This window comes from Klebsiella sp. JN_Kp126, assembly GCF_033843325.1.
GTDB classification, from domain to species: Bacteria; Pseudomonadota; Gammaproteobacteria; order Enterobacterales; family Enterobacteriaceae; genus Klebsiella; species Klebsiella michiganensis.
Genome location: NZ_JAWXQV010000066.1, coordinates 1 through 25,869 on the forward strand (window position 1 = coordinate 1; position 25,869 = coordinate 25,869).

The 25,869-nt window shown below is 55.5% G+C and carries 22 protein-coding genes and 3 pseudogenes; 10 read left to right on the forward strand and 15 right to left on the reverse strand.

All coding sequences use genetic code 11. From position 1 onward, the window contains the following. Nucleotides 1-38: 38 nt before the first annotated feature. Complete coding sequence (locus SIK97_RS15745; RefSeq protein ID WP_024191312.1) at nucleotides 39-350, forward strand: hypothetical protein; 312 nt, start codon at nucleotides 39-41, stop codon at nucleotides 348-350. Nucleotides 351-439: 89 nt separating this feature from the next. Here the strand turns inward: SIK97_RS15745 and SIK97_RS15750 are convergent, their stop codons facing one another. The 10 genes from SIK97_RS15750 to SIK97_RS15795 all read right to left on the reverse strand — a co-directional run bounded on the left by SIK97_RS15750 (nucleotide 440) and on the right by SIK97_RS15795 (nucleotide 12,198). After that, entirely contained in the window at nucleotides 440-1,525 is a 1,086-nt protein-coding gene (locus SIK97_RS15750) for an iron-containing alcohol dehydrogenase family protein (RefSeq protein ID WP_001148851.1), read from the reverse strand. Between the two features lie 33 nt (nucleotides 1,526-1,558). Further along, nucleotides 1,559-2,716: an alpha-hydroxy acid oxidase gene (locus tag SIK97_RS15755; RefSeq protein WP_000217345.1), complete on the reverse strand. Its 1,158-nt coding sequence runs from the start codon at nucleotides 2,714-2,716 to the stop codon at nucleotides 1,559-1,561. Continuing rightward, a complete protein-coding gene (gene hisC, locus SIK97_RS15760; RefSeq protein ID WP_000135555.1) occupies nucleotides 2,713-3,879 on the reverse strand; it encodes a histidinol-phosphate transaminase in 1,167 nt (388 codons plus the stop codon). The genes SIK97_RS15755 and hisC overlap by 4 nt, the downstream gene beginning before the upstream one ends. A gap of 58 nt (nucleotides 3,880-3,937) precedes the next feature. Continuing rightward, nucleotides 3,938-5,620: a urocanate hydratase gene (hutU, locus tag SIK97_RS15765; protein WP_047694905.1), complete on the reverse strand. Its 1,683-nt coding sequence runs from the start codon at nucleotides 5,618-5,620 to the stop codon at nucleotides 3,938-3,940. A gap of 43 nt (nucleotides 5,621-5,663) precedes the next feature. Beyond that, nucleotides 5,664-7,214, reverse strand: a complete 1,551-nt coding sequence (gene hutH, locus SIK97_RS15770; RefSeq protein WP_000741484.1) for a histidine ammonia-lyase — start codon at nucleotides 7,212-7,214, stop codon at nucleotides 5,664-5,666. Between the two features lie 114 nt (nucleotides 7,215-7,328). Then, complete coding sequence (locus tag SIK97_RS15775) at nucleotides 7,329-8,114, reverse strand: ABC transporter ATP-binding protein (RefSeq protein ID WP_016240370.1); 786 nt, start codon at nucleotides 8,112-8,114, stop codon at nucleotides 7,329-7,331. Further along, entirely contained in the window at nucleotides 8,114-8,995 is an 882-nt protein-coding gene (locus SIK97_RS15780; RefSeq protein ID WP_001087990.1) for an ABC transporter permease, read from the reverse strand. Before SIK97_RS15780 ends, SIK97_RS15775 begins: the two co-directional genes overlap by 1 nt. A gap of 11 nt (nucleotides 8,996-9,006) precedes the next feature. After that, entirely contained in the window at nucleotides 9,007-9,993 is a 987-nt protein-coding gene (locus tag SIK97_RS15785; protein WP_057174214.1) for an ABC transporter substrate-binding protein, read from the reverse strand. Between the two features lie 238 nt (nucleotides 9,994-10,231). After that, nucleotides 10,232-10,828: a HutD family protein gene (locus tag SIK97_RS15790; RefSeq protein ID WP_000148344.1), complete on the reverse strand. Its 597-nt coding sequence runs from the start codon at nucleotides 10,826-10,828 to the stop codon at nucleotides 10,232-10,234. After that, the gene (locus SIK97_RS15795) at nucleotides 10,825-12,198 is read right to left on the reverse strand and encodes a formimidoylglutamate deiminase (protein ID WP_001112072.1); all 1,374 of its coding nucleotides are present in this window, start codon (nucleotides 12,196-12,198) and stop codon (nucleotides 10,825-10,827) included. The genes SIK97_RS15790 and SIK97_RS15795 overlap by 4 nt, the downstream gene beginning before the upstream one ends. A 241-nt stretch (nucleotides 12,199-12,439) precedes the next feature. On the opposite strand from SIK97_RS15795, the gene hutC reads away from it, so the two are divergent. The 4 genes from hutC to SIK97_RS15815 all read left to right on the forward strand — a co-directional run bounded on the left by hutC (nucleotide 12,440) and on the right by SIK97_RS15815 (nucleotide 16,386). Further along, entirely contained in the window at nucleotides 12,440-13,240 is an 801-nt protein-coding gene (hutC, locus tag SIK97_RS15800; RefSeq protein ID WP_001294851.1) for a histidine utilization repressor, read from the forward strand. A 153-nt stretch (nucleotides 13,241-13,393) separates the two neighbouring features. Beyond that, complete coding sequence (gene hutI, locus SIK97_RS15805; RefSeq protein WP_049138593.1) at nucleotides 13,394-14,656, forward strand: imidazolonepropionase; 1,263 nt, start codon at nucleotides 13,394-13,396, stop codon at nucleotides 14,654-14,656. Further along, nucleotides 14,653-15,477: an N-formylglutamate deformylase gene (gene hutG / locus SIK97_RS15810; protein ID WP_047694900.1), complete on the forward strand. Its 825-nt coding sequence runs from the start codon at nucleotides 14,653-14,655 to the stop codon at nucleotides 15,475-15,477. The genes hutI and hutG overlap by 4 nt, the downstream gene beginning before the upstream one ends. 231 nt (nucleotides 15,478-15,708) lie before the next feature. Continuing rightward, nucleotides 15,709-16,386, forward strand: a complete 678-nt coding sequence (locus SIK97_RS15815; protein WP_032445128.1) for a carboxymuconolactone decarboxylase family protein — start codon at nucleotides 15,709-15,711, stop codon at nucleotides 16,384-16,386. Between the two features lie 45 nt (nucleotides 16,387-16,431). On the opposite strand, the gene SIK97_RS15820 is transcribed toward SIK97_RS15815, so the two are convergent. After that, nucleotides 16,432-17,400, reverse strand: a complete 969-nt coding sequence (locus SIK97_RS15820) for an IS5-like element IS903B family transposase (protein WP_077270598.1) — start codon at nucleotides 17,398-17,400, stop codon at nucleotides 16,432-16,434. A gap of 569 nt (nucleotides 17,401-17,969) precedes the next feature. Between SIK97_RS15820 and stbA the strand changes: the two genes are divergently transcribed. Both stbA and SIK97_RS15830 read left to right on the forward strand, forming a co-directional pair. Continuing rightward, complete coding sequence (gene stbA / locus SIK97_RS15825) at nucleotides 17,970-18,305, forward strand: plasmid stabilization protein StbA (RefSeq protein WP_032445157.1); 336 nt, start codon at nucleotides 17,970-17,972, stop codon at nucleotides 18,303-18,305. An 8-nt stretch (nucleotides 18,306-18,313) separates the two neighbouring features. Beyond that, nucleotides 18,314-18,505: a hypothetical protein gene (locus SIK97_RS15830; RefSeq protein ID WP_000861580.1), complete on the forward strand. Its 192-nt coding sequence runs from the start codon at nucleotides 18,314-18,316 to the stop codon at nucleotides 18,503-18,505. 10 nt (nucleotides 18,506-18,515) lie between these two features. Here SIK97_RS15830 and SIK97_RS15835 read toward each other — a convergent pair. Further along, nucleotides 18,516-18,984, reverse strand: a pseudogene (locus tag SIK97_RS15835) (IS1 family transposase). A gap of 533 nt (nucleotides 18,985-19,517) precedes the next feature. Between SIK97_RS15835 and repE the strand changes: the two are divergent. Both repE and SIK97_RS15845 read left to right on the forward strand, forming a co-directional pair. Next, nucleotides 19,518-20,273, forward strand: coding sequence for a replication initiation protein RepE (gene repE, locus SIK97_RS15840; RefSeq protein ID WP_000807690.1), 756 nt, complete (start codon nucleotides 19,518-19,520; stop codon nucleotides 20,271-20,273). 267 nt (nucleotides 20,274-20,540) lie between these two features. After that, nucleotides 20,541-21,238 (forward strand): IS1 family transposase gene (locus SIK97_RS15845; protein ID WP_256657040.1). Its coding sequence is split into 2 segments (ribosomal slippage): nucleotides 20,541-20,790 and nucleotides 20,790-21,238, totalling 699 coding nucleotides; the frame shifts between segments, so codons are not numbered across the junction. A gap of 781 nt (nucleotides 21,239-22,019) precedes the next feature. Here the strand turns inward: SIK97_RS15845 and SIK97_RS15850 are convergent. Together SIK97_RS15850 and SIK97_RS15855 are read right to left on the reverse strand one after the other, a co-directional pair. After that, entirely contained in the window at nucleotides 22,020-22,328 is a 309-nt protein-coding gene (locus SIK97_RS15850) for a replication initiation protein (protein WP_223862079.1), read from the reverse strand. A 69-nt stretch (nucleotides 22,329-22,397) separates the two neighbouring features. Continuing rightward, nucleotides 22,398-25,282 (reverse strand): annotated as a pseudogene (locus SIK97_RS15855) (Tn3 family transposase). 60 nt (nucleotides 25,283-25,342) lie between these two features. Here SIK97_RS15855 and SIK97_RS15860 point away from each other — a divergent pair. Next, nucleotides 25,343-25,408: pseudogene (locus SIK97_RS15860) on the forward strand (EAL domain-containing protein); the annotation flags it as partial. A 139-nt stretch (nucleotides 25,409-25,547) separates the two neighbouring features. Here SIK97_RS15860 and SIK97_RS15865 read toward each other — a convergent pair. Then, on the reverse strand, nucleotides 25,548-25,869 hold a 322-nt coding region (locus SIK97_RS15865), incomplete at its 5' end, for a DDE-type integrase/transposase/recombinase (protein ID WP_305101178.1).

The following is a 25,869-nucleotide window of genomic DNA, read 5'->3' on the forward strand; positions in this document are numbered from 1 at the left end:
TGCGCTCCGGATGAATATGATGATCTCATATCAGGAACTTGTTCGCACCTTCCCTGGAGCACCTCCACCAACAAGGGATTATCCAGCCCCATCCTGCCGGTGAGGTTGCTCTGTCCGCCGCCGAGTTTGAAGTGGAGAACCCGTACGCCACAGCCAGGCGCTGGAGCGCGCTCTTCGACCTCCCGATGACAACGCGCGCGGGCAATCCGGCGCTGCGTATTGGCGATAAGTATTTCCAGTTCAATCAAGGGAACAGCAACGCGCTGGTGCAACTCGATTTTCTCACCGACACGGCGGCGCTCAAGGGTCAAACCATTTTGGTGGGCGAAGGGCGTTATGCGTTTCACTGACTCACAATGGGCACCTGCGCGAACGAAGACCGACAACAGGGAAACAGCGTATTCACGTTTTCCACCATCGGGATACGCTGCTGAGGGTACTACAACAACCCGGCCTGATGTTCCACACGCGCAATGGCGCTATACAGTGCGCCCGCTGTGACCGGAGCCGGCATGTTCGCCATATCCGGCGCATGCAATGCCATATCAATAATCCCCGCCAGTTCCGTGCTGTCCAGTTCAGCAATTTCCCGCAGGCTGAGCGGGATAGCGCACGCGCGGGCCAGGCCAATGGCCTCCAGCAATTCCTCATCGCTGCGATTCTCCAGCGCCAGCAGGCAAAGGTTGCCAAATCCCACCAATAAGCCATGACCAAATTCGCGGGTTTTATCGCATACGGTAAACCCCTCATAAATTGCATGAGCGGCAGCAGCATGTGCCCCACTGCTCATTAATGAGGTCAGTCCGGCAAACATAAATATCGCATCCAGTACTTGCTCCAGCGCAGCATCGGGCACCCCTTTGCGAACTGCATCGCAGGCGGCGGGGCCGTGGGTATTGATCAGGTCATAGCAGATACGGCTGTTGGCAATGGACGCCCGGGCGATACCGCTGTGATTGTCCAGCCCGGCGCTGATAGCGCGAAACTCGTACCATTTCGCCAGTGTATCGCCAAGGCCTGCCGCCAACCAGCGCAGCGGCGCGGCGGCTATGATTTCTGTGTCAATAATCACCACAGCAGGCGCCTGATTCAGTGGAAAGAGATCCCGAAAATGGCCGTCATCGTGATAACGGACAGTGAGTGGCGTCACCGCCGCGCAGGTTGCCGCAATGGTTGGCACGGTGACCACCGGGACACGGGTCTCCACGCCCACGGCTTTACTGGTATCCAGGGCTTTTCCCCCACCCACGCCAATGACCAGGTCTGCGCCGGTGGCCTGCACCACTTGCGCCAGACGATGAATATGGCTTTCGCTGCACACGCCGCCAAACCACTCCCGGCCAACCACCGTCACCGATGATGCCGCCAGTTGATAGCGGATATGCGCTTCCACCGCCGCCAGGCCACTATGGCCGCCGATAATCAGCGCCCGTGAACCCAATAATCCGCAGACCTCACCGATACGCGAAACCGCACCTGCGCCACGCAGGATCTGCGCCGGGAAGATAATATTTTGTGCCTGCATAACTGATGCTCCGTGATAACGATGGTGTACATATTAAAACCCCGCCATAGCAGGCTGAAAACGCAGCAAATGCGGCCCTAACTGGGCAATGGAAGTGCATCCCAGTTGCGCCAGCGTGCGATCCATCTCCTGCAAAATAATGTTCAGCGCTTGTTTCGCACCCGCCTCACCAAAGGCAGCGACGCCATAGAGCACAGGTCGGCCAATCAGCACGCCATTCGCGCCCAGCGCCAGTGCTTTCACCACATCGGTGCCACGGCGAAATCCACTGTCGATAAGGATGACAGCATCAGGACCGCAGCACTGACGAATCTCCTGCAGTACTTCCATGGGGCTGACTGAACCGTCCAGTTGTCGCCCGCCATGGTTTGATAACACAATGCCATCCACGCCCGCGGCAAAAGCGCGCCGGGCATCTTCAGGCGCCAGGATACCTTTAATTAACAGGGGACCTGACCACTGTGTGCGGATCCAGTGCAGTGTGGCCCAGTCCAGGTGGGTATCCATCTGTTCGGCAAAATAGCTCGCGCCACCTGCGCCTCGTTGTTTGTCAGCCGGAACATAAGATTTCAGGTTGCCAAAGCCAGGGATGCCTGCGGGCCTGATGGCTCGCCACACCCAGCCGGGATGCATCGCAATGTCCAGCATGCTCGGCAGAGATAGTTCCATGGGCCGTCGGTAATTCCGTTTGTCCTTTTCACGGTTGCCAAAGTGCACCGCATCCACAGAAACCACCAGGGTCGTACAACCCGCCGCCCGGGCCCGGGTCAGTAACCCTGTCGTGACGGCGCGGTCTTTCAGCACATAGAGCTGGAACCAGTGTCGGGGAATGTTTTCTGCGGCGATCTCTTCAATGGAGGCCGTCGAAACCGTACTCTGTATATAGCCGATGCCCGCCTCTCTGGCGGCCCGCGCCAGCATCACATCTGCGCCAAACCGCAGCATGCCGTTGTAGCCTGTCGGGGCGATAAACAAGGGCGCAGCCAGCTTCTGTCCACACAGCGTGACGGATAAATCCCGTTGCGTAGCATCTGTCAGCACAGGGGGAATAAAGCGCCAGCGGCCGAAAACACGGCGATTATCCTGTAACGTTTGTTCATCATCGGCCCCACCCTCCAGATAACTGAAAGCAAAACGGGGAAGCGTGCGCTTTGCCTGCCGACGTAAATCATCAATGTTCAACACTGTCACGCGGCATCCTCCGCCAGGATACGTTTCAGGCTCCGAATAAACTGCTGGTTATCCTGTTCATTCCCCACAGACACCCGGATCCAGTGTTCATACCCCTTCTCCCGCCATGGCTTGATAATGACGCCATCGCACAGCAGACGCTGCGCCAGTTCTGCCGCAGGCTGCCCGCAGTCAAAAAACAGGAAGTTGGCGCAGGATGGCGCAACGCGGAAACCCAGCGCCGTGAGCTGCGCCGACATCATGTCGCGCTGCGCACTGACCAGCGCAATGCTGTCATTAACATGTTGCTGATCCCCCAGAGCTACCACGGCCGCCGCTTGTGCCGAACGGTTAATATTAAACGGTGTGCGAACGCGATTGAGCAGATTGACCAGTTCAGGGTGACTGGCTAAGCCATAGCCCACCCGCAATCCCGCCAGGCCGTAGGCTTTCGAAAAAGTACGCAGCACAATCCAGGGGCGCGACTGCGCGGCCAGCACACGCTGGCTGTCCGGATAATCCGGGTTGTTCCGGCAATATTCGAAATAGGCCTCATCAATCACCAGCACACAGTCCTGAGGTGCCGCGGCGATGATGCGCTCAAAACCTGCATTGTCGAGCATGCAGCCCACGGGATTCGACGGGTTGCTGAAAATCACCATTTTGGCGGGCATCGAAAGTGCCTGAGTCCAGGCGGCGATATCGAACTGATGCTGCTTATTCACGTCAACCAGGGTGACGTCCGCGCCCATCATGCGCGGGAAAATCTCATGCAGACCAAATGAAGGTCGCAATGTGACCACGCGGTCCCCGGGGTTGAGAAAGGCCAGTGCCAGCATATGCAGGATATCTTCTGAACCATTCCCGATAACAATATTCCCGGCCTGCACACCGGTATACGTTGCCAGCGCATCGCGCAGCGCTGTACTGGCAGCATCCGAATAGACTGCGCTGAAACCGGCATCCGCCTGCAGTGCCGCGATGACCTGCGGGCTGGCGCCCAGCGGATTTTCATTACTGGCCAGTTTGGCGATATGGCTCAACCCATATTGCTGTCGTACCGCTTCCGCCGACAACCCGGCGTTATACAGGCTTAATGACCGCGCTGTGGGCCTGGCGAGGTTTTTCAGTATCTGCTGTTGTGAATCAACAAGTGAACTGGAAACTGCTACATCAGAAGCCATTGCATATCCCTCAAAAAAACGCCGGAGGCACAACACCAGGCCATCCGGCATTCAGGCATCAGATCATCGGCAAATTCAAATGATGACGTTCAGCACAGGCTTTTGCCTGTTCATAGCCAGCATCCGCATGGCGCATCACCCCGGTGGCAGGGTCGTTCCACAGCACACGCGCCAGTCGGGCATCGGCATCTTCAGTGCCATCGCACACAATCACCATCCCGGCATGTTGTGAAAAGCCCATGCCAACACCGCCACCATGGTGCAGACTGACCCAGGTGGCACCCCCGGCGGTATTGAGCAATGCATTGAGTAATGGCCAGTCGGATACCGCATCAGAGCCATCTTTCATCGCTTCGGTTTCACGGTTCGGCGATGCCACTGACCCCGTATCCAGATGATCACGGCCAATAACAATCGGCGCTTTCAGTTCGCCGTTACGCACCATTTCGTTAAACGCCAGCCCGGCGCGGTGACGTTCACCCAGGCCCAGCCAGCAAATACGCGCAGGCAGCCCCTGGAAGGCAATGCGCTCACGCGCCATGTCCAGCCAGTTGATCAGATTGGTGTTGTCCGGGAAGAGTTCTTTGAGTTTCGCGTCGGTCTTATAGATATCTTCCGGGTCGCCGGAAAGGGCAACCCAACGGAATGGCCCTTTGCCTTCACAGAACAGCGGGCGGATGTAGGCCGGGACAAAACCCGGGAAATCAAAGGCGTTTTCAACGCCCTCTTCTTTGGCGACCTGGCGGATATTGTTGCCGTAATCGAAGGTGGGGATCCCCATATGGTGAAAATCGAGCATGGCCTGGACATGTTTTGCCATAGAAGCGCGGGCGGCTTTCACCACGGATTGCGGATCTGACTGACGGGCGGCCTGCCATTTTTCCAGGCTCCAGCCTTCCGGCAGATAGCCATTAAGCGGATCATGAGCGGAGGTCTGATCGGTCACAATATCCGGACGCAGGCCACCCGCTTTTGCCCGCGCCGCCAGTTGCGGCATCAACTCAGCGGCATTGCCCAGCAGGCCGACAGAGATGGCTTTTTTCTCCGCACAGGCTTTTTCAATCATCGCCAGCGCCTCATCGAGGCTGCGGGTCTTATAGTCCACATAACGGGTACGCAGACGGAAATCAATGTGGGATTCCTGGCATTCAATGGCCAGGACGCAGGCCCCTGCCAGCACGCCAGCCAGCGGTTGGGCGCCGCCCATACCACCAAGCCCTGCCGTCAGAATCCATTTGCCCCGCAGGTCGCCGTTGTAGTGCTGTCGGCCCGCTTCGGCAAAAGTTTCATACGTCCCCTGCACAATGCCCTGCGCACCAATGTAAATCCAGGAGCCTGCTGTCATCTGGCCGTACATCATCAGGCCCGCTTTATCCAGTTCGTGAAAGTGGTCCCAGTGGGCCCAGTGCGGCACAATATTGGAGTTAGCAATCAACACGCGCGGCGCATTGGTATGGGTGCGAAAAACACCGACCGGCTTACCGGACTGTACCAGCAGGGTTTCGTCTTCACGCAACGCCCGCAGGCTGTCCAGAATGGCTTCGAAGGCAGGCCAGTTGCGGGCGGCTTTACCAATACCGCCATAGACCACCAGGTCTTCCGGGCGTTCGGCAACATCGGGGTCAAGGTTGTTTTGGATCATGCGATAAGCCGCTTCGATCAACCAGTTTTGACAACTCAGCGCTGTTCCCTGGGGAGCGCGAACGACATGGGCGGCGGCATTTTTCTGTGGCGCGTTCATGGTCATATCCTTCTATAAAAAATGAAATTTATGTAAAGCGTTATCAGGCAAAGCTCGGCAGTAATGCTTCAATGGCCGCAGGCCAGTGTTCACGGGACGCCCACAAACGCATCATTTCGACATCCGGCGCCATCAGACGATCTTTTTCGAGAAAAGCGACATGTTGCCGAATCGCCTTCATTTCGCTTTCCAGTGTGGCGGAACTTTGCAACGGACGATGAAAATCAAGTCCCTGGGCAGCGGCCATGGCTTCGATACCGACAACCACACTGGTGTTAAAACACATATTGCCCAGACGGCGGGCGGCATAGGTCGCCATTGAAACGTGATCTTCCTGATTGGCGGAGGTGGGCAGGCTGTCGACACTGCCCGGATGTGCCAGCGATTTATTTTCTGATGCCAGCGCGGCGGCCGTGACCTGCGCAATCATAAAGCCGGAGTTAACGCCGCCATCGTTTACCAGGAAAGGCGGCAAGCCGGACAAACCGCTGTCCAACAATAAGGCCATTCTGCGTTCAGAAATCGCCCCCACTTCGGCAACCGCCAGCGCAATGATGTCCGCGGCGAAAGCCACGGGTTCTGCGTGGAAATTCCCGCCAGAAATCACGTCGCCATTTTCGGCAAAAACCAGAGGGTTATCGGATGCTGCGTTTGCTTCAATACGTAGAATGCGGGCCGCATGTCGCAGGTTATCAAGGCAGGCACCCATAACCTGAGGGACACAACGAATGGAATAAGGGTCCTGAACCCGGCCGCAGTTAGCATGGGATGTCACAATATCGCTACCGGCCAGGATCGCCGTCAGCGCAGCGGCGACAGCAATCTGGCCTTCCTGGCCGCGTGCTTCATGAATACGCGGGTCAAGCGGTTTAACTGAGCCTTTAATCGCTTCCAGTGATAATGCCCCGGCCACCAGGCCTGCGGAAAACACCCGTTCTGCTTCAAACAAACCTGACAACGCGAGGGATGTCGATACCTGGGTGCCGTTAAGTAATGCCAGACCTTCTTTCGGCCCAAGTTCAAAGGGGCTCAGCCCTGCGGCAGCCAGGCCTTCAACCGCGGACATCGTTTCGCCACCCAGTGTCACCTGCCCTTCGCCAATCAGCATCAATGACAAATGCGCCAGCGGCGCCAGGTCGCCCGAAGCGCCGACGGATCCTTTTTCCGGAATACAGGGGTACACACCCGCATTAAATAACGTTATCAGTGCATCAATCACCTCAATACGAATACCGGAATGACCCCGGGAGAGGCTGAGAATTTTCGTCGCCATCACCAGGCGAACAACGTTATCCGCCAGGTTTTTGCCTGTGCCCACACTGTGGGACAGCACCAGGTTTCGTTGCAGTTCGGTCAGACGTTCCGCCGGAATACGGGTTTGCGCCAGTTTGCCAAACCCGGTATTAATGCCGTACACCACGTTTCCCGATGCCACAATGCGGGTGACTGTTTCCTGGGAGGCCAGCACATCGGCACGGGCCTCTTCGGCCAGCGCAAGGCGGACATTACCCTGGTATATTTGTCGCAACATGGGCAAATGGACATGCCCGGGTTGCAGGCGGCAAAGGGTGTAATCGGTGGATGAAGCAGCCATAATCTATTCCTGTATATACAAGTAAAACGGGAAGTAAACCCGGTGTAACACCGGGTGTTTATGCACAACCTGACTCACGCTAAAACATGATTAACTGCGCTGCATACCGCGAACTTAGTGATCGATGGTTTGCAGGGTTTCCGTACGAATTTCTTCCGTGATACGCGCCTTCAATGCCATAAATTCTGGTGATGTTTTCAGGGTATAATCACGCGGGTGCGGAAAATCTACCGCCACTTCCGTTTTGATTCGCCCGGGGCGCGCACTGAAAATCGCCACTTTATTGGCCATAAAAATGGCCTCATCAATATCGTGGGTCACAAACAGGACTGTTTTGCGGGAAGATTCCCATATCGACAACAACAGTTCCTGCATCATGACGCGCGTCTGGTTATCCAGTGCGCCGAAAGGTTCATCCATCAGCAGAATTTTCGGGTCGTTGGCCAGGGCGCGGGCAATGGCTGTGCGCTGTTGCATACCGCCGGACAACTGACGGGGGAAATGCTGCTCAAACCCACGTAAACCGACCTTATTAATAAAGTAGTCGCTGCGCTCTTTTTGTGCCGCTTTACTCACGCCGCGTTCCTGTAGGCCAAAGCAGATATTCTGCTCAACCGTCAACCAAGGGAACAGTGTGTAACTCTGGAATACCATGCCGCGATCCGCGCCCGGACCATCGACCAGCACGCCATCCAGCCAGACCTCGCCGCGGGTGGGCTGATCCAGCCCGGCAACAATGCGTAAAAGTGTGGATTTACCGCACCCGGAAGGCCCGAGAATGGTAATAAAGTCGTTCTCATTGACCTGATAATCCACGGGCAGTAATGCCTGGGTCTTCTCGCCTTTCGGGCCACTGAAGACGCGTTCCACCTGGCGAACACTCAGCTTCGGATAGCTCATCACAGCGAACTCCATACAAACAGGCGGCGATTCACCGCTTTAAACAACAGATCAGACAGCAATCCAATGCAGCCAATCACGATAATGCCGAAAATCATTTGCCCGGTATTGAGTAACGCCTGGCTATTGACAATCATGTGACCTATCCCGCTGGATGAACCAATCAGTTCCGCCACGATGACATAGGTCCATGCCCAGCCCAGCACCAGGCGCAGCAGTTCCGCAATTTCCGGCGCCGCCCCGGGGATTATCACCCGACGCACCACGCTCTTGTTGGTCGCGCCAAGGGTATACGCCGCTTCCACCAGATCGCGCCGCGCCGCGCCGACAGCCACCGCAACCATCAGGGTTATCTGAAAGAACGAACCGATAAAGATCACCAGTATTTTTTGCATTTCGCCAATCCCTGCCCACAGAATAAGCAGGGGGACAAACGCCGATGCGGGCAGGTAGCGGCAAAACGAAACGAAGGGCTCAAAAAACGCTTCGATCAGTTTGTATGAGCCCATCAGAATACCCAGCGGCACGGCGATAATGCACGCCAGAATAAAGCCGCCCAGTACACGCATTACCGTCATACCGATATCTGTTGTGAAATCAAAATCGGTAAATAACAGCCCCCCTTCCTGCAACATACTGGCCGGACTGGCAAGGAATGTCGGCGACACCAGCCCGGTAAAAGTCACCAGCGCCCACAGCGCGAAAAACAGCACAAAAAAGCAGAAGCCCAAAAACCAGCGATGACGGGACGCCACGGGGCGCAGTGGCACCATCATCGGGTTGTGCCAGACCTTTTTACTTGCCGGCAGAGGCGCTGGCTCACGTAAAACTGACTGCGTACTGGCGGGAAATTCCGCGGCCTGACTGACAGGACTGTTCATCTTGTGGTCCTTCATGGCTGAGTCACATACTTCGCGTCATACAACGTATTAATATCCGGCGTTTTATGCAGGATTTTCATTTCCGTCAGCAAACGCGCCGCTTCGTTGGTAAAGGTGACAATCTCGCCACTGAAGAACTTCTTGTTCGCATCACGGTCTTGCCAGCGCAGATAGCTGGACTCTTCAGCAAACTGTTTGCCGGTTTCTTTGACCGCCGCCCCCATAATCTCATTGGCTTTATCCGGATCTTTTTTGATCATATCCATGGCTTCAAAGTAGCTATTTACCAGTGCCTGAGCCGCTTTGGGGTTTTTATCCAGCCAGGATGGCGTACAACCCAGGGTGTCCATCACCATGGGATAATCCAGTGTGGTGGTCAGAATTTTGCCTTTGTCCGGGCTTTGGCGGATGGTGGAGAGATACGGCTCGTACGTCACAGCGGCATCGTTCTGCCCGGCAATAAAGGCATGAGCGGCGGCATCCGGCCCCAGGGTTGCCAGTTTGACGTCTTTCATCGTCATGCCGTTTTTATCGAGGATCCAGGCCAGCAGAAAATAGGAGGAGGTTCCTGGTGCATCGACACTGATGGTTTTCCCTTTCAGGTCAGCCACTTTATTGATACCCCCACGTACGGCAATCCCATCCGCGCCATAGGATTTATCCAGTTGCACAATTTGCTTGATGGGCACACCGCTGGCATTCCAGGTGAGGTAGGTTTCCACCGTGGTCGCCGCGCACTGCAAAGAGCCTGATGCAATGGCCAGGTGGCGTGATTGCTGGGGTACCATTTTCAGCGTCACGTCCAGGCCATTCTTTTTGAAAATGCCTGCCTTATCGGCCAGTGTCAGGGGAGCGAATCCTGTCCACCCGGAAATACCAATGGCCACCGGAGTCTCTGCCGCCATGGCGGTGTTTATTGCCCCGCAACCCAATGTCACTGCCAGCCCTAACATGGATAACGAACGCTTCAGCACAGTCCTGGAAATCATGTTGCTCATCTGCCACTCCTGCCAAATTACCTGTCTCGGGGAAATGCCTGGCCAGTGAACTGCCCGGGCAAAATACGCTACTGTATATTCTTGTCTATACAAGCAAGCCGAATAAGTAAAGCAAGCTTTGTGCCAGTTCAGCTATGCCTGCTTTCCCGGTTATTTCGGCCTGTGGCCAGTGGTTTTCTCTGCCTGTCGAATCAAATAAGTGCGCAGGATGCGCCAAACCAGTGCAGGACGCACCAACTCAGGCAATGACCGCCGCCCAAAGTAGCAGACTGCGCGTTTTTTGTGCATCCACAGTATGCAAGGCAGAAATCGGCCACTGTGTCGTCTGACAGCTGTCTGACGTCGGTGGCCACCAGATACCTTCACCCGCGCCCAGCCGGGTCCCATCCGGTAATTGCCAGTCACCCTGAATGGCGAAAAGCACACCGCCCTGCTCACGGGACACCGTGCCACTTCCCCTGAGGGCGACAACGCCGGGCAAACAGACAGTACGCCGGGTCATCAGGTTAAAATCCATCGTCTCGCCCCCCAGAAGATGTGCGTGGAGTGCAAGATCCCCGCTAAACTCGAAGGGTTCTCCCACGGTATTCAGCACATGATTCACCCCGATGCCGTCAGTCAGTTGCATGCCCTCGCCACTCAACAGCGTGATGGAACGCGCAATGCCGGGGAAAGCGGAAAACGGGCCATCCTGCGCGACAGTGGCAATGCTGGCACGCCAGTCAAAATCCGCCTGCCCTGGCGGCCAGCTGATAATTTCGCGGGTTTCGCCGCCGCCATTACGCCAGCGACTGACCGGCAGCCTGGTCTGGGAAAAACGCTGCCAGCCCGTCATGCTGTCGCCTCCGCCAGTTGGCGCAGTACCTGCAGAAAATCAGCGGCAACGGCCTGTTGCTGCGCATGTTGCCCATTGATAATGCGGGGGGTCCCGCCAACATACACATCGCGAATCTGCCCGGCGTGGCCGGCAAATAACCAGCGGTTGAGAATTTCAGGGGGGCGGGCTGCCGCCAGGTAAGGATCCTGTCCATCCAGCACCAGCCAGTCGGCGCGATACCCCACTGACAATCTCCCGACAGGCGCGCCACAGGCCTGCGCACCACCGGCAAGCGCCTGGGTGTACAACACATCGCCCACCACATTTTGGGTCGCCGTTGTCAGGCGGTTGCGGCGCTGATCACGTAAGCGCTGCCCATATTCGAACCAGCGCAGCTCTTCCACCACATTAAGTGAAACATGGCTGTCGGAACCAATACCCCAGTGACCGCGCTGTGCCAAATAATCGACGCCGGGGAAAATACCGTCGCCCAGATTCGCTTCTGTTGTGGGGCACAGCCCGGCAACCGCACCGCTTTGCGCCATGCGGGCCACTTCTTTCTCATCCGCATGTGTCGCGTGGACAAGACACCAGCGGGCATCGATATCCAGGTGATCATACAGCCACGCAATGGGGCGTTGTCCGCTCCAGCTCAGGCAGTCATTGACTTCTTTTTGCTGCTCGGCGATATGGATATGTACAGGCAATGCCGGGTCGCTGGCCTGTAAAACCTGCTGCATCTGCGTGGGGGTCACGGCCCGTAGTGAGTGAAAACACAGGCCCTGGTTTTGCAGTACTTTGCCCGTTATCTGCTGGCGGATAATCGCCTGCTGGCGCAAATAGGTGTCAGCGTCCTGAATAAACCGCACCTGACCCGCCTGAGCCGGTTGCCCGCCAAACCCGGCATAGCTGTAGAGCACGGGCAACAGCGTCAGGCCGATTCCCGCAAGGTCGGCAGCGGCGCTTAATTGGGCGGTCATCTCGCCGCGGTCAGCATAGGGGTTACCGCTGATATCATTGTGCAGATAGTGGAACTCAGCGACCTGGGTATAACCCCCTTTGAGCATCTCGATATACAACTGGCGGGCGATAATACCGACCTGGTCCGGCGTTAATCGCTGCACCGTGCGATACATCAGGTCACGCCAGGTCCAGAAACTGTCCTGCGGGTTTCCGGCCACCTCCGCCAGCCCGGCCATCACCCGCTGGAATGCATGAGAGTGTAAATTCGGCATACCCGGGATCACCGGACCTGAAAGCCGGACAGCATCCTGTGCTGTGCTGTCCGGCGTGATGGCGGTTAACATGCCGGCAGCATCGACATCCAGACGCACATTGTGAGCCCATCCTTCAGCAAGCAGGGCTTGTGTAGCAAAATAAGCAGGCATAACAACGTTCCTGAGCAGCGAAAAGAAACATAAAGGCAATTATAAGTAAACAATTGCAAAACTTTGGGGCGACTTGTCTATACATATACATATGCATGGTTTGGCTGTAAACTTGCGCCATTCCTTTTTTTATCATTTGAGTTTTTCACCACAGCTTTTCTGCTTACGCTTCGCGGTTGAAAATACGCCAGCGTCCGGGAAACGATGACCTTGTCTGTGGCACTTTTGAGAGGTAAGAAACATGTCTGAGCCCACCCTTTTTTCATCGGCCGGTACGGCGCAACAAGACGTGACCCGGCAGACACTATCTGAGCTGGCCGCCGCCATGAGCGATGCACCGGCGCCCATTTATCAGCGGGTGAAACAGGCCATCATTGGCCAGATTCGCGCCGGCGTCTGGAAACCCCACCAACGTATTCCATCGGAAAGTGAGCTGGTTAATGAAATTGGCGTCAGCCGTATGACCATCAACCGGGCGCTGCGCGAACTGACCAGCGAAGGTTTTTTAATCCGCATGCAGGGCGTGGGGACGTTTGTCGCCGAAGCAAAAGCCTATACACCGATGCTTGAGGTCCATAATATTGCTGATGAAATCGCCCAACGTGGTCATCGTCATGACAGTAAAATTTTAGTGTGCGAGGCCCGCCAGGCGGACGCCGATCAAGCGCTCCAGTTGGGGATTGCCATCGGTGATACGCTGTTTTACTCCCAAATTGTGCATTACGAAAATAACGTTCCGGTACAAATTGAAGACCGTTTTGTTAACCCGGAAACGGCGCCGGATTACCTCCGGCAGGTGCTCAATAAACAGACGCCATATACCTATCTGATGGATATTGCCCCGCTGACCGCAGGGGAGCACCGCGTTGAAGCCATCAGCGCCAGCGATGAACAACGCCACTTGCTGCAACTTGAGGAGCATGAGCCCTGCCTGTTGATTCACCGGCGAACCTGGAGCGGCAGCCGCGTTGTGACGTCCGCCCGCCTGATTTACCCGGGTTCGCGTTATCAGTTATTTGGCCGTTTTACCAGTCACGGCTAATCGCGTCTGGCGCAGGCGGCATTCACAGGCCGCCCGTCTTTACGCGACAGTTGGCGATAAGAAAAAACTATCTCTGGCCGCCTTGCCGCCCTTTCGGTTATGGGTTAGGTTGACTTTAATTGTCTATACAAGATAAATCATCCGGAGTCTGCTATGTCCTTAGCCTCGTCCCTTTGCCTTACTGTCACGCCCCCGGAGCACTGTGACAGTGTCTGGCGCGGCGCCACGCTGGTCACCATGCAGGATGGCCGTTACAACGTGATAGAAAACGGCGCATTGGCAGTGACGGAGGGAAAAATTGTCTGGCTTGGCCGTAATGCCGACTGCCCGGCGTTTCCCCATGCACAACAGCATGTATTCGACGGCGGGATAATTACCCCGGGATTTATCGATTGTCATACTCATCTGGTGTTCGGCGGGAACCGCAGCGCCGAATTTGAGCAGCGGTTAAATGGCGTAAGCTATGCAGAAATCGCCGCGGCGGGCGGTGGTATTTTATCCACTGTAAACGCCACCCGGGACGCCACGGAAGAGGAACTGCTCCGGCAGGCTTTATTGCGTTTGCAACCGCTGCTGGCCGAGGGGGTCACCTGCCTTGAAATTAAGTCAGGCTACGGGCTGACCCTGGACAGTGAATTAAAAATGTTGCGGGTTATCCGCAAATTAGCCACTCTGTTGCCTGTCGATATTCAGTCCACCTGTCTTGCCGCCCATGCCCTGCCGCCCGAGTACAAAGACCGGGCGGAGGACTATATCGACTTTATTTGCGATACCCTGCTGCCCATTGTCGCCAGAGAAAAACTGGCGGATGCCGTTGACGCATTCTGTGAGCACCTTGCGTTCTCCCCAGCACAAGTCGAGCGCATTTTTGATGCTGCACAGGCTTTGGGGTTGCCGGTTAAATTGCATGCGGAACAACTCTCTGCCCTGCATGGCAGTTCACTGGCGGCAAACTATCACGCCTTGTCGGCGGATCACCTTGAATACGCCACCCAGGAAGATGCTCACGCCATGGCGGCCAGCGGCACTGTCGCCGTCCTGCTGCCCGGCGCATGGTATTTACTGCGTGAAAAACAGCACCCGCCCGTGAATTTTTTCCGCCAGTATCAGGTGCCGATGGCCCTGGCGAGTGATGCCAACCCGGGGACATCCCCGGTGCTGTCATTGCGCCTGATGCTGAATATGGGCTGTACACTGTTTGGTCTGACGCCGGAGGAAGCGCTGGCCGGGATTACGTGCCACGGCGCGCGCGCCCTCGGTCTGGCCGCGTCTCACGGTACGCTTGCCGAAGGTAAGGTTGCCGATTTTATCCACTGGCCGCTGTCGCGACCGGCTGAACTGATCTACTGGCTGGGCGGTCAATTGCCCTGCACGGTGGTCTATCGCGGGAAAATACGAGGAAACGTTCATCCATGAGCCTTTCAGCTATGACTGACATTATCGATCCTTACCATTTCACGGCTGGCAGTGCACCGTTGCTTATCAGTATTCCCCACGCGGGAACACAACTGACGCAGGAGGTCGACAATGGTCTGAGCGATGCCGCACGCCCGCTTGGCGATACCGACTGGCATATTCCCCGCCTGTACGATTTTGCTCACGCCCTCGGCGCCAGTATGCTGGTCGGGAATTATTCCCGTTTTGTTATCGACCTGAATCGCCCTGCTGACGATACGCCGCTCTATACCACCGCCACCACAGGATTGTACCCGGAGACTTTATTTGATGGTCGGGACAGCTTTACGCCCGGCATGACGCCGACAGCCGCCCATCGTCGGCACTATCTGGCGCAAATCTGGCACCCTTACCACCAGCGTATCCAGTCAGAGCTGGCGCGGATAAAACACCAGTTTGGTTATGCACTGCTGTTTGACGCGCATTCTATTGCATCGGTTATCCCGCGTCTGTTTGATGGTCGGTTGCCTGATTTGAACCTCGGTACCAACGGCGGCGCCAGTTGCGCTGCAGCCCTGAGCGACCGTCTGGTCGATTGCTGTCAGAAACAGTCGCCATTCAGCCATGTGCTTAATGGCCGGTTTAAGGGCGGCTATATTACCCGGGCATACGGACAGCCTGACGCGAATATTCATGCCGTGCAACTTGAACTGGCGCAGGTCAATTATATGAACGAAATGGCGCCTTATGCGTATGCAGAGGAAAAGGCCCCTCAACTTCAGGCGCTGCTGCGATCCTTACTTGAGAATATGCTCGACTGGGCAGATAGCCACTATCAATAACCCTCACACATGCCATGAGGCAGGCACCCAATATCCGGTCTGCCTCAAGCCAAAATGCCATTAACCCGGGAGCCATCTTTGGTATTCTGCTGATGTCATCCCCGCATTAATGAGCGCCATGCATAAGCCCATGCATATTTACCCGTATTATCATTGAATCCTGCTTTGCATACACTGCCGGTATCAGGGCGCACGCCCTTCTCTTTTTCGCAATACACCCGGAGATTTGTTATGCAAAACAGGCTGGACAATAAACAGCAGGCCATTATTCCAATTGCGGCTTTCGCCGCAAAGGGCGACACAGAAAAACTCGCTGCTGAAATACAGCACGGGCTGGATACAGGCCTTACCATCAATGAAATCAAAGAAGTCCTGATTCAGCTCTATGCCTATGCCGGTTTTCCTCGCAGCCTGAATGCCCTTGCCGTGCTTATGGGCGTGGTGGAACAGCGTCAGCAGCAAGGAATTACGGATAATGCGGGAGAAGACGCATCCTCTTTTCCTGAGAACTGGAATGCCCTTGAAGGTGGCACGCAAAACCAGACGCGTCTTATCGGGAAACCCGTAACAGGCCCGCTATTTACCTTTGCGCCTGCAATTGACCAGTTCCTTAAAACGCACCTGTTTGGTGATATTTTCCAGCGTGACACCCTGAGCTGGCAGACGAGGGAGCTGGCCACCATTTCGTTTCTGGCTGCAATTCCCGGTGTCACCAGCCAACTGAAAAGCCATTATGCCATCAGTCTGAATGCGGGATTGACGGCTGAGCAGCTGTGGGCATTTACGGCAATTCTGGGTCAAAAATGCGGTGCTGATATGGCAGACAACGCCAGGCCCGTGCTGGGTGAGCTGCTGGATGAAACAAAAACGCCCCGGCACGGTGGCTTATCCACACCGTGGCTTTGTTGAATAAATCAGATTTCGGGTAAGTCTCCCCCGTAGCGGGTTGTGTTTTCAGGCAATACGCACGCTTTCAGGCATACCTGCTTTCGTCATTTTGTTCAGCGCTCGTACCAGGGCCATAGCCTCCGCAACCTGACCATCGTAGTCACGCAGCGTCAGTGAACCCCCGAACAGCTGTTTTACCCGGTACATCGCCGTTTCCGCTATCGAGCGACGGTTGTAATCTGTTGTCCATTTCCACCGCGCATTACTCCCGGTCATTCGCTGATTAGCCACTGCACGGTTACGGTCTGCATATTCACCGGGCCAGTAACCCGCACCTTTTCGGGGTGGGATAAGGGCGCTGATTTTCTTACGCCGCAGTTCATCGTGACAGAGCCGGGTGTCGTAAGCGCCGTCTGCCGATGCTGCCCTGATTTTTCTGTGAGTCTGCCGGATAAGACCCGGGAAGGCTTCTGAGTCCGTTACGTTGTTCAGCGACAGGTCTGCACAGATGATTTCATGTGTGTTGCTGTCAACGGCCAGATGCAACTTCCGCCAGATACGACGGCGTTCCTGGCCATGCTTTTTGACTTTCCATTCGCCTTCACCAAAGACCTTCAGCCCGGTGGAATCAATCACCAGATGCGCGATTTCACCCCGGGTGGGCGTTTTGAAACTGATATTAACCGACTTTGCCCGCCTGCTGACACAGCTGTAATCCGGGCAGCGTAGCGGAACGTTCATCAGAGAAAAAATGGAATCAATAAAACCCTGCGCAGCGCGCAGGGTCAGCCTGAATACGCCTTTAATGACCAGCACAGTCGTGATGGCAAGGTCAGAATAGCGCTGAGGTCTGCCTCGTGAAGAAGGTGTTGCTGACTCATACCAGGCCTGAATAGCTTCATCATCCAGCCAGAAAGTTATGGAGCCACGGTTGATGAGGGCTTTATTGTAGGTGGGCCAGTTGGTGATTTTGAACTTTTGCTTTGCCACGGAACGGTCTGCGTTGTCGGGAAGATGCGTGATCTGATCCTTCAACTCAGCAAAAGTTCGATTTATTCAACAAAGCCCATTCAGTCCTCAATTTGTGCATTTTTTAAACGAAAAAAGGGTGTCTAATACGGTGAAATCATAGTATTACCAAAGTAATAAATAAAAAGTTATTTAAATCAGTAATTTAGATTAGATTTGTAATACCTGGGTAATACCGCAGCATGGCTAAATTTTGTTTTTTTCCTTTTAAATCAGTGTGATAGCGTGATTTATCACGCTGCGTTAGGTGTATAGCAGGTTAAGGGATAAAAAATCATCTTTTTTTGGTAGGGCGATCTCCGTAGGTTAAGGGGCATTTGGCTAAAAAGCGTCCTATTCTTTGATGGTCATGCTTGCATGACCATCTGAGCAACCAAAAACTACAGATAAACTACAAAAAACGTTTTGCCTTAGTGTTGTAAGACTACAAATAGACTACAATAAAACTACAAATAAACTACAAAAAACGTGACAGACTACAAATAGACTACAATAAAACTACAGATAAACTACAAAACTCGATTGACCCCTTCTTACGAGTGTTGTAGAGTCATTTTCATACAACGGAGGGGGTTATGAATAAACCAGCAGATCTGAAACCCCGCAACTTATCGGCTGCTGTCAGATTGCGCCTAAATGAAATCGAGAACTGGCTGGACAGAGGGCTAACGCGGCATGAAATTGCTGAAATCCTCGACAGCGAATACAGCTTTTCGGTAACAGCCAAAGGGCTTGAGATGGCACTGTATAGAACGCGGCAAAACCGAAAAAATGTATTGCACAATACACAACCGTCTGAGCCTGAAGCGCAGGAAAGTAAAAAAGCAGAGAGTCCCGGCATTATTGATAAAGAATTCTTCAAGAAAATCGGTGAGAATTTCGACCCTAAGAAGTTCAACAAAAAATTCTGAGGTGATTTATGAAAGTAGCGGTAATTAATTACAGTGGCAGTGTTCGTAAAACCTTAATTTCATCTTACCTGTTAGCCCCGCGCCTGACTGGTGCAAAGTTCTATGCGGTAGAGACTATCAACCAGTCTGCTTCCGATCTGGGTATTGAAAATGTGACCAGTTTTAAAGGTGACGACTTCTCACGTTTGATTGAGGGGTAATGACTCCAACTTACTGGTAGTGTTTTATGTTCAGATAATGTCCAATGACTTTGTCATGTAGTTCTCCCTTCAGGCGTGATTCATAAAGCGGCCAGTCATCCGTCATCCATACCACGACCTCAAAGGCCGACAGCAGGCCCGGAAGACGCTCCAGCGTGGCCAGCGTGCGTTCACCGAATACGTGCGCCACAACCGTCCTCCGTATCCTGTCATACGCGTAAAACAACCAGCGCTTGCGTGATTTAGCGCCGACGTAGCCCCACTGTTCATCCATTTCAGCGCAGACAATGACGTCACTGCCCGGTTGTACGCGTGAGTTTACCGACTGCTGCCTGAGAGGCGGTGTAAGTGAACTGTAGCTGCCATGTTTTACGGCAGTGAGAGCAGATATAGCGCTGATGTCCGGCAGTACTTTTACCGTTACGCACCACGCCTTCAGTAGCTGAGCAGGAGGGACAGCTGATGGAGATGGAAGCCACGGGAGCACCTCAAAACCACCATCATACACTAAATCAGCAAGTTGGTAGCATTACCCAGAACTGGACAGAATAGGCTGTATGTCTAACTTCTGGCCACAGATATAATCGAGCCAGCAGTGCTCGCCGCAGCCGAGCGACAGGGCGAAGCCCCGAGTGAGCGAGGAAGCACCATGGAACAGTACTCATAAATTCTGCATACGCTCAATGCCTGCAAAATCACCTCCCATAGGGGTTATCCACTTATCCACGGGGATATTTTTATAAGATCTTTTTAAATAGTTGTTAGATCTTTATTTTTAGAATGCCCACAGGCCTTTATCCATGCGGGTTCCAGAGAGGGATCTGTGACAAAACGCCCTTTCAGTGTGACAAATCACCCTCAAATAGCAGCCATTTCTGTGACAAGTTGCCCTTAACCCTGTGACAAATTGCCCTCAGGAAGCGTTGCTTTTCACAAAGTTATCCATCCCTGTTGACTCTGTTTTATGAAGTGTGACAATCTTAAAGTCTGTCACACTTCACATGGACCTGTCATGGCGGAAATAGCGGTTATAAACCATAAAAAACGTAAAAATAGCCCGCGGATTGTCCAGTCAAACGAGCTGACTGAGGCGGCATATAGTCTCTCCAGGGATCAAAAGCGTATGCTGTATCTGTTCGTTGACCAGATCAGAAAATCCGACGGCTCCCTGCAGGAACATGACGGCATCTGCGAAATTCACGTTGCTAAATACGCTGAAACATTCGGGCTGACCTCCGCTGAAGCCAGTAAGGATATACGACAGGCTTTAAAAGGTTTTGCGGGTAAGGAAGTGGTTTTCTATCGCCCTGAAGAGGATGCCGGCGATGAAAAAGGGTATGAATCCTTTCCCTGGTTTATTAAACGTGCGCACAGCCCATCCAGAGGGCTTTACAGCGTACATATCAACCCATATCTGATTCCCTTCTTCATCGGGTTACAGAACCGGTTTACGCAGTTCCGGCTCAGTGAAACAAAAGAGATTACCAATCCGTACGCCATGCGTTTATACGAATCTCTGTGCCAGTACCGTAAACCTGATGGCTCAGGTGTCGTGTCCCTGAAAATCGACTGGATCATGGAACGCTACCAGCTACCTCAAAGTTACCAGCGTATGCCGGACTTTCGCCGCCGTTTCCTGCAGGCAAGTGTTGACGAGATCAACAGCCGGACACCAATGCGCCTTTCTTACATCGAGAAAAAGAAAGGCCGCCAGACGACGCATATCGTATTTTCCTTCCGTGATATAACCTCCATGACGATTGAATAGTTGAGGGTTATCTGTCACAGATTTAAGGGTGGTTCGTCACATTTGATCTGGAAAGTTGAGGGTGATTTGTCACAGTTTTGCTGTTCCCTCCCTGGCATCCTGCGCTTACTCATAGTTTTTTGGCTGTAACCGGTAGTGGAGCCAGAATTGAGGGCAATTTGTCACCCTATCCTGAGGGTAGTTTGTCACACTAGATTTTCCCCCTCTTCCCGGGTAATGGTGCCAACTTACTGATTTAGTGTACGATGGTGTTTTTGAGGTGCTCCCGTGGCTTCCATCTCCATCAGTTGTCTCCCCTGCTCAGCTACTGAAGGCGTGGTGCGTAACGGCAAAAGCACTGCCGGACATCAGCGCTATCTCTGCTCTCACTGCCGTAAAACATGGCAGCTACAGTTCACTTACACCGCCTCTCAGCCCGGTACGCACCAGAAAATCATTGATATGGCCATGAATGGCGTCGGATGTCGCGCCAGTGCACGCATTATGGGCGTTGGCCTCAACACGATTTTACGACACTTAAAAAACTCAGGCCGCAGTCGGTAAACTCACGCATACAACCGGGCAATGACGTCATTGTTTGCGCTGAAATGGACGAACAGTGGGGCTACGTCGGTGCTAAATCACGTCAGCGCTGGCTGTTTTACGCGTATGACAGGATACGGAGGACGGTTGTGGCGCACGTCTTCGGTGAACGCACTCTGGCCACACTGGAGCGTCTTCTGAGCCTGCTGTCGGCCTTTGAGGTCGTGGTATGGATGACGGATGGCTGGCCGCTGTATGAATCCCGCCTGAAGGGAAAGCTGCACGTAATCAGCAAGCGATATACGCAGCGCATTGAGCGACATAACCTGAATCTGAGGCAGCATCTGGCAAGGCTGGGCAGGAAGTCACTGTCGTTCTCAAAATCGGTGGAGCTGCATGACAAGGTCATCGGGCATTATCTGAACATAAAACATTGTCAGTAAGTTGGAGTCATTACCGGCCTACAGTATTGGGAAGATTTTGGATGCCGCGTCAGCGACATGGAGGCGCCAGATGAGGTTACATGTGTCTGTGTTGTAAAACGGCGCCGAAAGCCCGGCGTAGCCGGTTGCCGGGCTATAAATTCTGCCACCCTATCCCCTGCCCTGATTAGCCTTAATTCGCGAACAGCAATGAAGAAGTCAAAGTAATCCCTTCTAACCCCGGTGAGCGGGCTTTACGGCGTTTACGACGTAAAGGGCGTGATTTCCGGGGCCTTAGCGGCGGCAGCTTGCTGCTGACGCTTAGGGGGATGTTCATCAACTATTTCAGCGACACCAGGGAACTTAACACGGTAGCTGCAAAGCCCTAATCCCGCTCACCGCCACGCAGCTGCCGCACGTTCCCCACGGGGGTGCGCCGTACTGCGCGTTAGCGGCCGCACGCGGCCGGTTACGGGGGACACTCCGCCATACGACCAGCGACCCGCTGAGCTGCACAATCCACGGATAACACAAGCTACATACATGTCGATATGGGAATCGGCCCACCTTGCCGTGCGCCGCTGCCGCGTGGGAATCGGCCCACCTTGCCGCGCGCCGGTGCCGTGTGGGAATCAGCCCACCTTACCGGGCGCCGGTGCCGTGTGGGAATCAGCCCACCTTGCCGGGCGCCGGTGCCGTGTGGGAATCAGCCCACCTTGCCGGGCGCCGGTGCCGTGTGGAAATCCGCCCATCTTCATGACAAAAATTTGTCAAATGACAGGCTCATGTGTGCTGATTTATGTCAGACGGGATTTTGCTTATCAATTATTGAGAACAGAAATTTTCCTGAATCATCAATACTATACTTAGCAAGTAAAGGTGTTTTCTCATTTATCTGCTTGAGTGCAGGATCAAGGAAATATCGTTTCAACTCTGCCAAGTTCTTCTGCAGGGATTCCGGTAAGACGAAACGGTCATTTAACCAAGCATGAGTAGTAACCCATAAGCCTGAAGATTTGAATTGAGCAAGACTTTCATAAAGGCGGATCGTCCGGGGATTTCGAAGACTGCCACAATCGCGGAGCGAGTAGGTGGTGAACTGGTTGGTAATGACTCCAACTTACTGACAATGTTTTATGTTCAGATAGGGGTCGTCTCAGAAAACGGAAAATAAAGCACGCTAAGCCGGTTGCAGCGGCCGTAGCGGCCTGAACTTGCCCGCGCCGATCTTGGCGCTGCTGCGCCAGAGGTAATCGCCGGTCAGGTTGATGTGCTCCCAGCCGAGCGGCGACAGGTACTGCAACAGGCCGTCATCGACGGCTTGACCGTGGCCCGGTAGCGCTGCTGCTCGAAGCTGCGGTCGCGGATTTCCCCCAGGCGGTTGAAGAACACGGCGCGGGCCAGCGCGTTGCGCGCCTCGCCTTTGTTCAGCCCGGCATGCACGCGGCGGCGCAGCTCGACGCTTTGCAGCCAGTCCAGGATGAACAGTGTGCGCTCGATGCGTCCCAGCTCACGCAGGGCGACGGCCAGGCCGTTCTGGCGCGGGTAGCTGCCAAGCTTCCTGAGCATCAGCGAGGCCGTCGCCGTGCCCTGCTTGATCGAGGTGGCCATCCGCAGGATTTCATCCCAATGGGCGCGGACGTGCTTGATGTTGAGCGTGCCGCCGATCATCGGTTTCAACGCCTCGTAGGTGGCATCGCCCTTCGGGATGTAGAGCTTGGTGTCGCCCAGGTCACGAATGCGCGGGGCGAAGCGGAAGCCCAGCAGGTGCATCAACGCGAAGACGTGGTCCGTGAACCCTGCCGTGTCGGTGTAGTGCTCCTCGATCCGCAGGTCGGATTCGTGATACAGCAGGCCGTCGAGCACGTAGGTCGAGTCGCGCACGCCGACGTTCACGACCTTGGTGTGGAACGGCGCGTACTGGTCGGAGATATGGGTGTAGAACGTCCGCCCTGGGCTGCTGCCGTATTTCGGATTGATGTGGCCGGTGCTCTCGGCCTTGCTGCCGGTGCGGAAGTTCTGGCCGTCCGACGATGACGTGGTGCCGTCGCCCCAATGCTCGGCGAAGGGATGTCGGAACTGCGCGTTGACCAGCTCGGCCAGTGCCGCCCCGTAGGTTTCGTCGCGGATGTGCCAGGCTTGCAGCCAGGCCAGCTTGGCGTAGGTCGTGCCGGGGCACGATTCCGCCATCTTGGTCAGGCCCAGGTTGATCGCGTCGGCGAGGATCGTGGTCAGCAACAGGTTTTTGTCCTTGGCCAGGTCGCCTGACTTCAGGTGGGCGAAGTGCCGGGTGAAGCCCGTCCATTCGTCTACCTCCAGCAGCAATTCGGTGATCTTGACGTGCGGTAGGATCATCGCCGTCTGGTCGATCAGGGCCTGTGCGGTATCGGGCACCGCCGCATCGAGCGGCGTGATCTTCAGGCCCGACTCCGTGATGATGGCGTCCGGCAGCTCGTTGGCCAGCGCCATGCGGTTGACGGTGGCGAGCTGCGTTTCCAGCAGCGTCAGCCGGTCATGCAGGTACTGGTCGCAATCGGTGGCCACGGCCAGCGGCAATTCGCTGGCCTGCTTGAGGCTGGCGAATTTCGCGGGCGGCACCAGGTAGTCCTCGAAGTCCTTGAACTGGCGCGAGCCTTGCACCCAGATGTCGCCGGAGCGCAGCGCGTTCTTCAGCTCCGACAGCGCGCACAGTTCGTAGTAGCGCCGGTCGATGCCGGTGTCGGTCATCACCAGCTTCTGCCAGCGCGGCTTGATGAACTCGGTCGGCGCGTCGGTGGGCACCTTGCGGGCGTTGTCGCTGTTCATGCTGCGCAGCACCTCGATGGCGTCGAGTACGTCCTTGGCGGCGGGCGCGGCCCGCAACTTGAGCACGTCGAGAAATTCCGGCGCGTAGCGGCGCAGCGTGGCGTAGCTCTCGCCGATGCGGTGCAGGAAATCGAAGTCCTCGGGTTGCGCGAGCCGCTGCGCTTCGGTGACGCTCTCGGCGAAAGCATCCCAGGACATGACGGCCTCGATGGCGGCGAACGGATCGCGGCCCGCTTGCTTGGCCTCGATCAGCGCCTGGCCGATGCGCCCGAACAGCCGCACCTTGGCATTGATCGCCTTGCCGGATGCCTGGAACTGCTGCTGATGCTTGTTCTTGGCGGCATTGAACAGCTTGCCCAGGATGCGGTCATGCAGGTCGATGATTTCGTCGGTGACGGTGGCCATGCCCTCGATGGCGAGCGCCACCAGGGTCGCGTAACGCCGCTGCGGCTCGAACTTCGCCAGGTCGGCGGGCGTCATCTGGCCGCCCTCGCGGGCGATCTTGAGCAGCCGGTTCTGGTGAACCAGCCGCTCGATGCCGGAGGGCAGGTCGAGCGCCTGCCACGCCTTGAGGCGTTCGATGTGTTCCAGCATGTGCCGCGAGTTCGGTTTGACCGGGGATTGCCGCAGCCAGGCCAGCCACGTCGTCTTGCCGTTGTCGCGGCGCTTGAGCAGATCGTCGAGGCGACGGCGATGCACGTCCGTCAGCGGCTCAGCCAAGGCGTCGTAGAGACGCCGGTTGGCGCGGGTAATCGCTTCGGCGCTCGCCCGCTCGACGGCGTTGAGGGCGGGCACAATGACCGACTGCCGCCGCAGGTGCTCGATCAAGGCTCTGGCCAGCACGATGCCCTTGTCGGTTTGCATGGCCAGCTCGGTCAGCAACTGGACAGCCTGCCGGTAGTGGCCAATCGTGAACGGCTGGAAGCCGAACACCGTTTGCAGCTCGACCAGGTGCTCGCGTCGGGTCTGCTCACGCTGCCCGTACTCGTCCCAGCTTTCGATGCCGACCTTGAGCTGGTTGGCGACCAGTCTCAGCAATGGCGGGAACGGTGGCTCATCAGCGCCAAGGATGACGCCGGGAAAGCGCAGGTAGCAGAGCTGCACCGCGAAGCCCAGCCGATTGGCCGGGCCGCGCCGCTGCCGGATGATGGAGAGGTCGCTTTCGCTGAACGTGTAGTGACGGATCAACTCATCCTTGGTGTCCGGCAACGCCAGCAGGCTTTCGCGCTCGGCGGCGGAGAGGATCGAACGGCGGGGCATGCGGTTTCCTTCTTCTTGAAAACGTAGGTTTGTGACAAGCCCGCCAAGGCAACCGGCGCTGTCATTTTCAGAAGACGACTGCACCAGTTGATTGGGCGTAATGGCTGTTGTGCAGCCAGCTCCTGACAGTTCAATATCAGAAGTGATCTGCACCAATCTCGACTATGCTCAATACTCGTGTGCACCAAAGCGAGGTGAGCATGGCGACGGAGGCTCTGTTGCAAAGATTGGCGGCAGTCAGAGGTAGGCTGTCGCTCTGCGCCGATCAGGCGGCTGCTGCGAAATGGTGGTTGAGCATGCCCATGGCCTCCGTCAGCGCCGAGGGCCCAATGCCAAAAGCTCTCTCCACAAGGCGCACCTCGCCCCTGATGCCGGGCTGCAGGCACCAGGGGCGAGCCTGTCCTTTGCGCAGGGCTCGCATGACTTCGAATCCCTTGATCGTGGCATAGGCCGTGGGGATCGATTTGAAACCGCGCACCGGCTTGATCAGTATCTTGAGCTTTCCGTGATCGGCCTCGATCACGTTATTGAGGGCTCTGTTGCAAAGATTGGCGGCAGTCAGAGGTAGGCTGTCGCTCTGCGCCGAT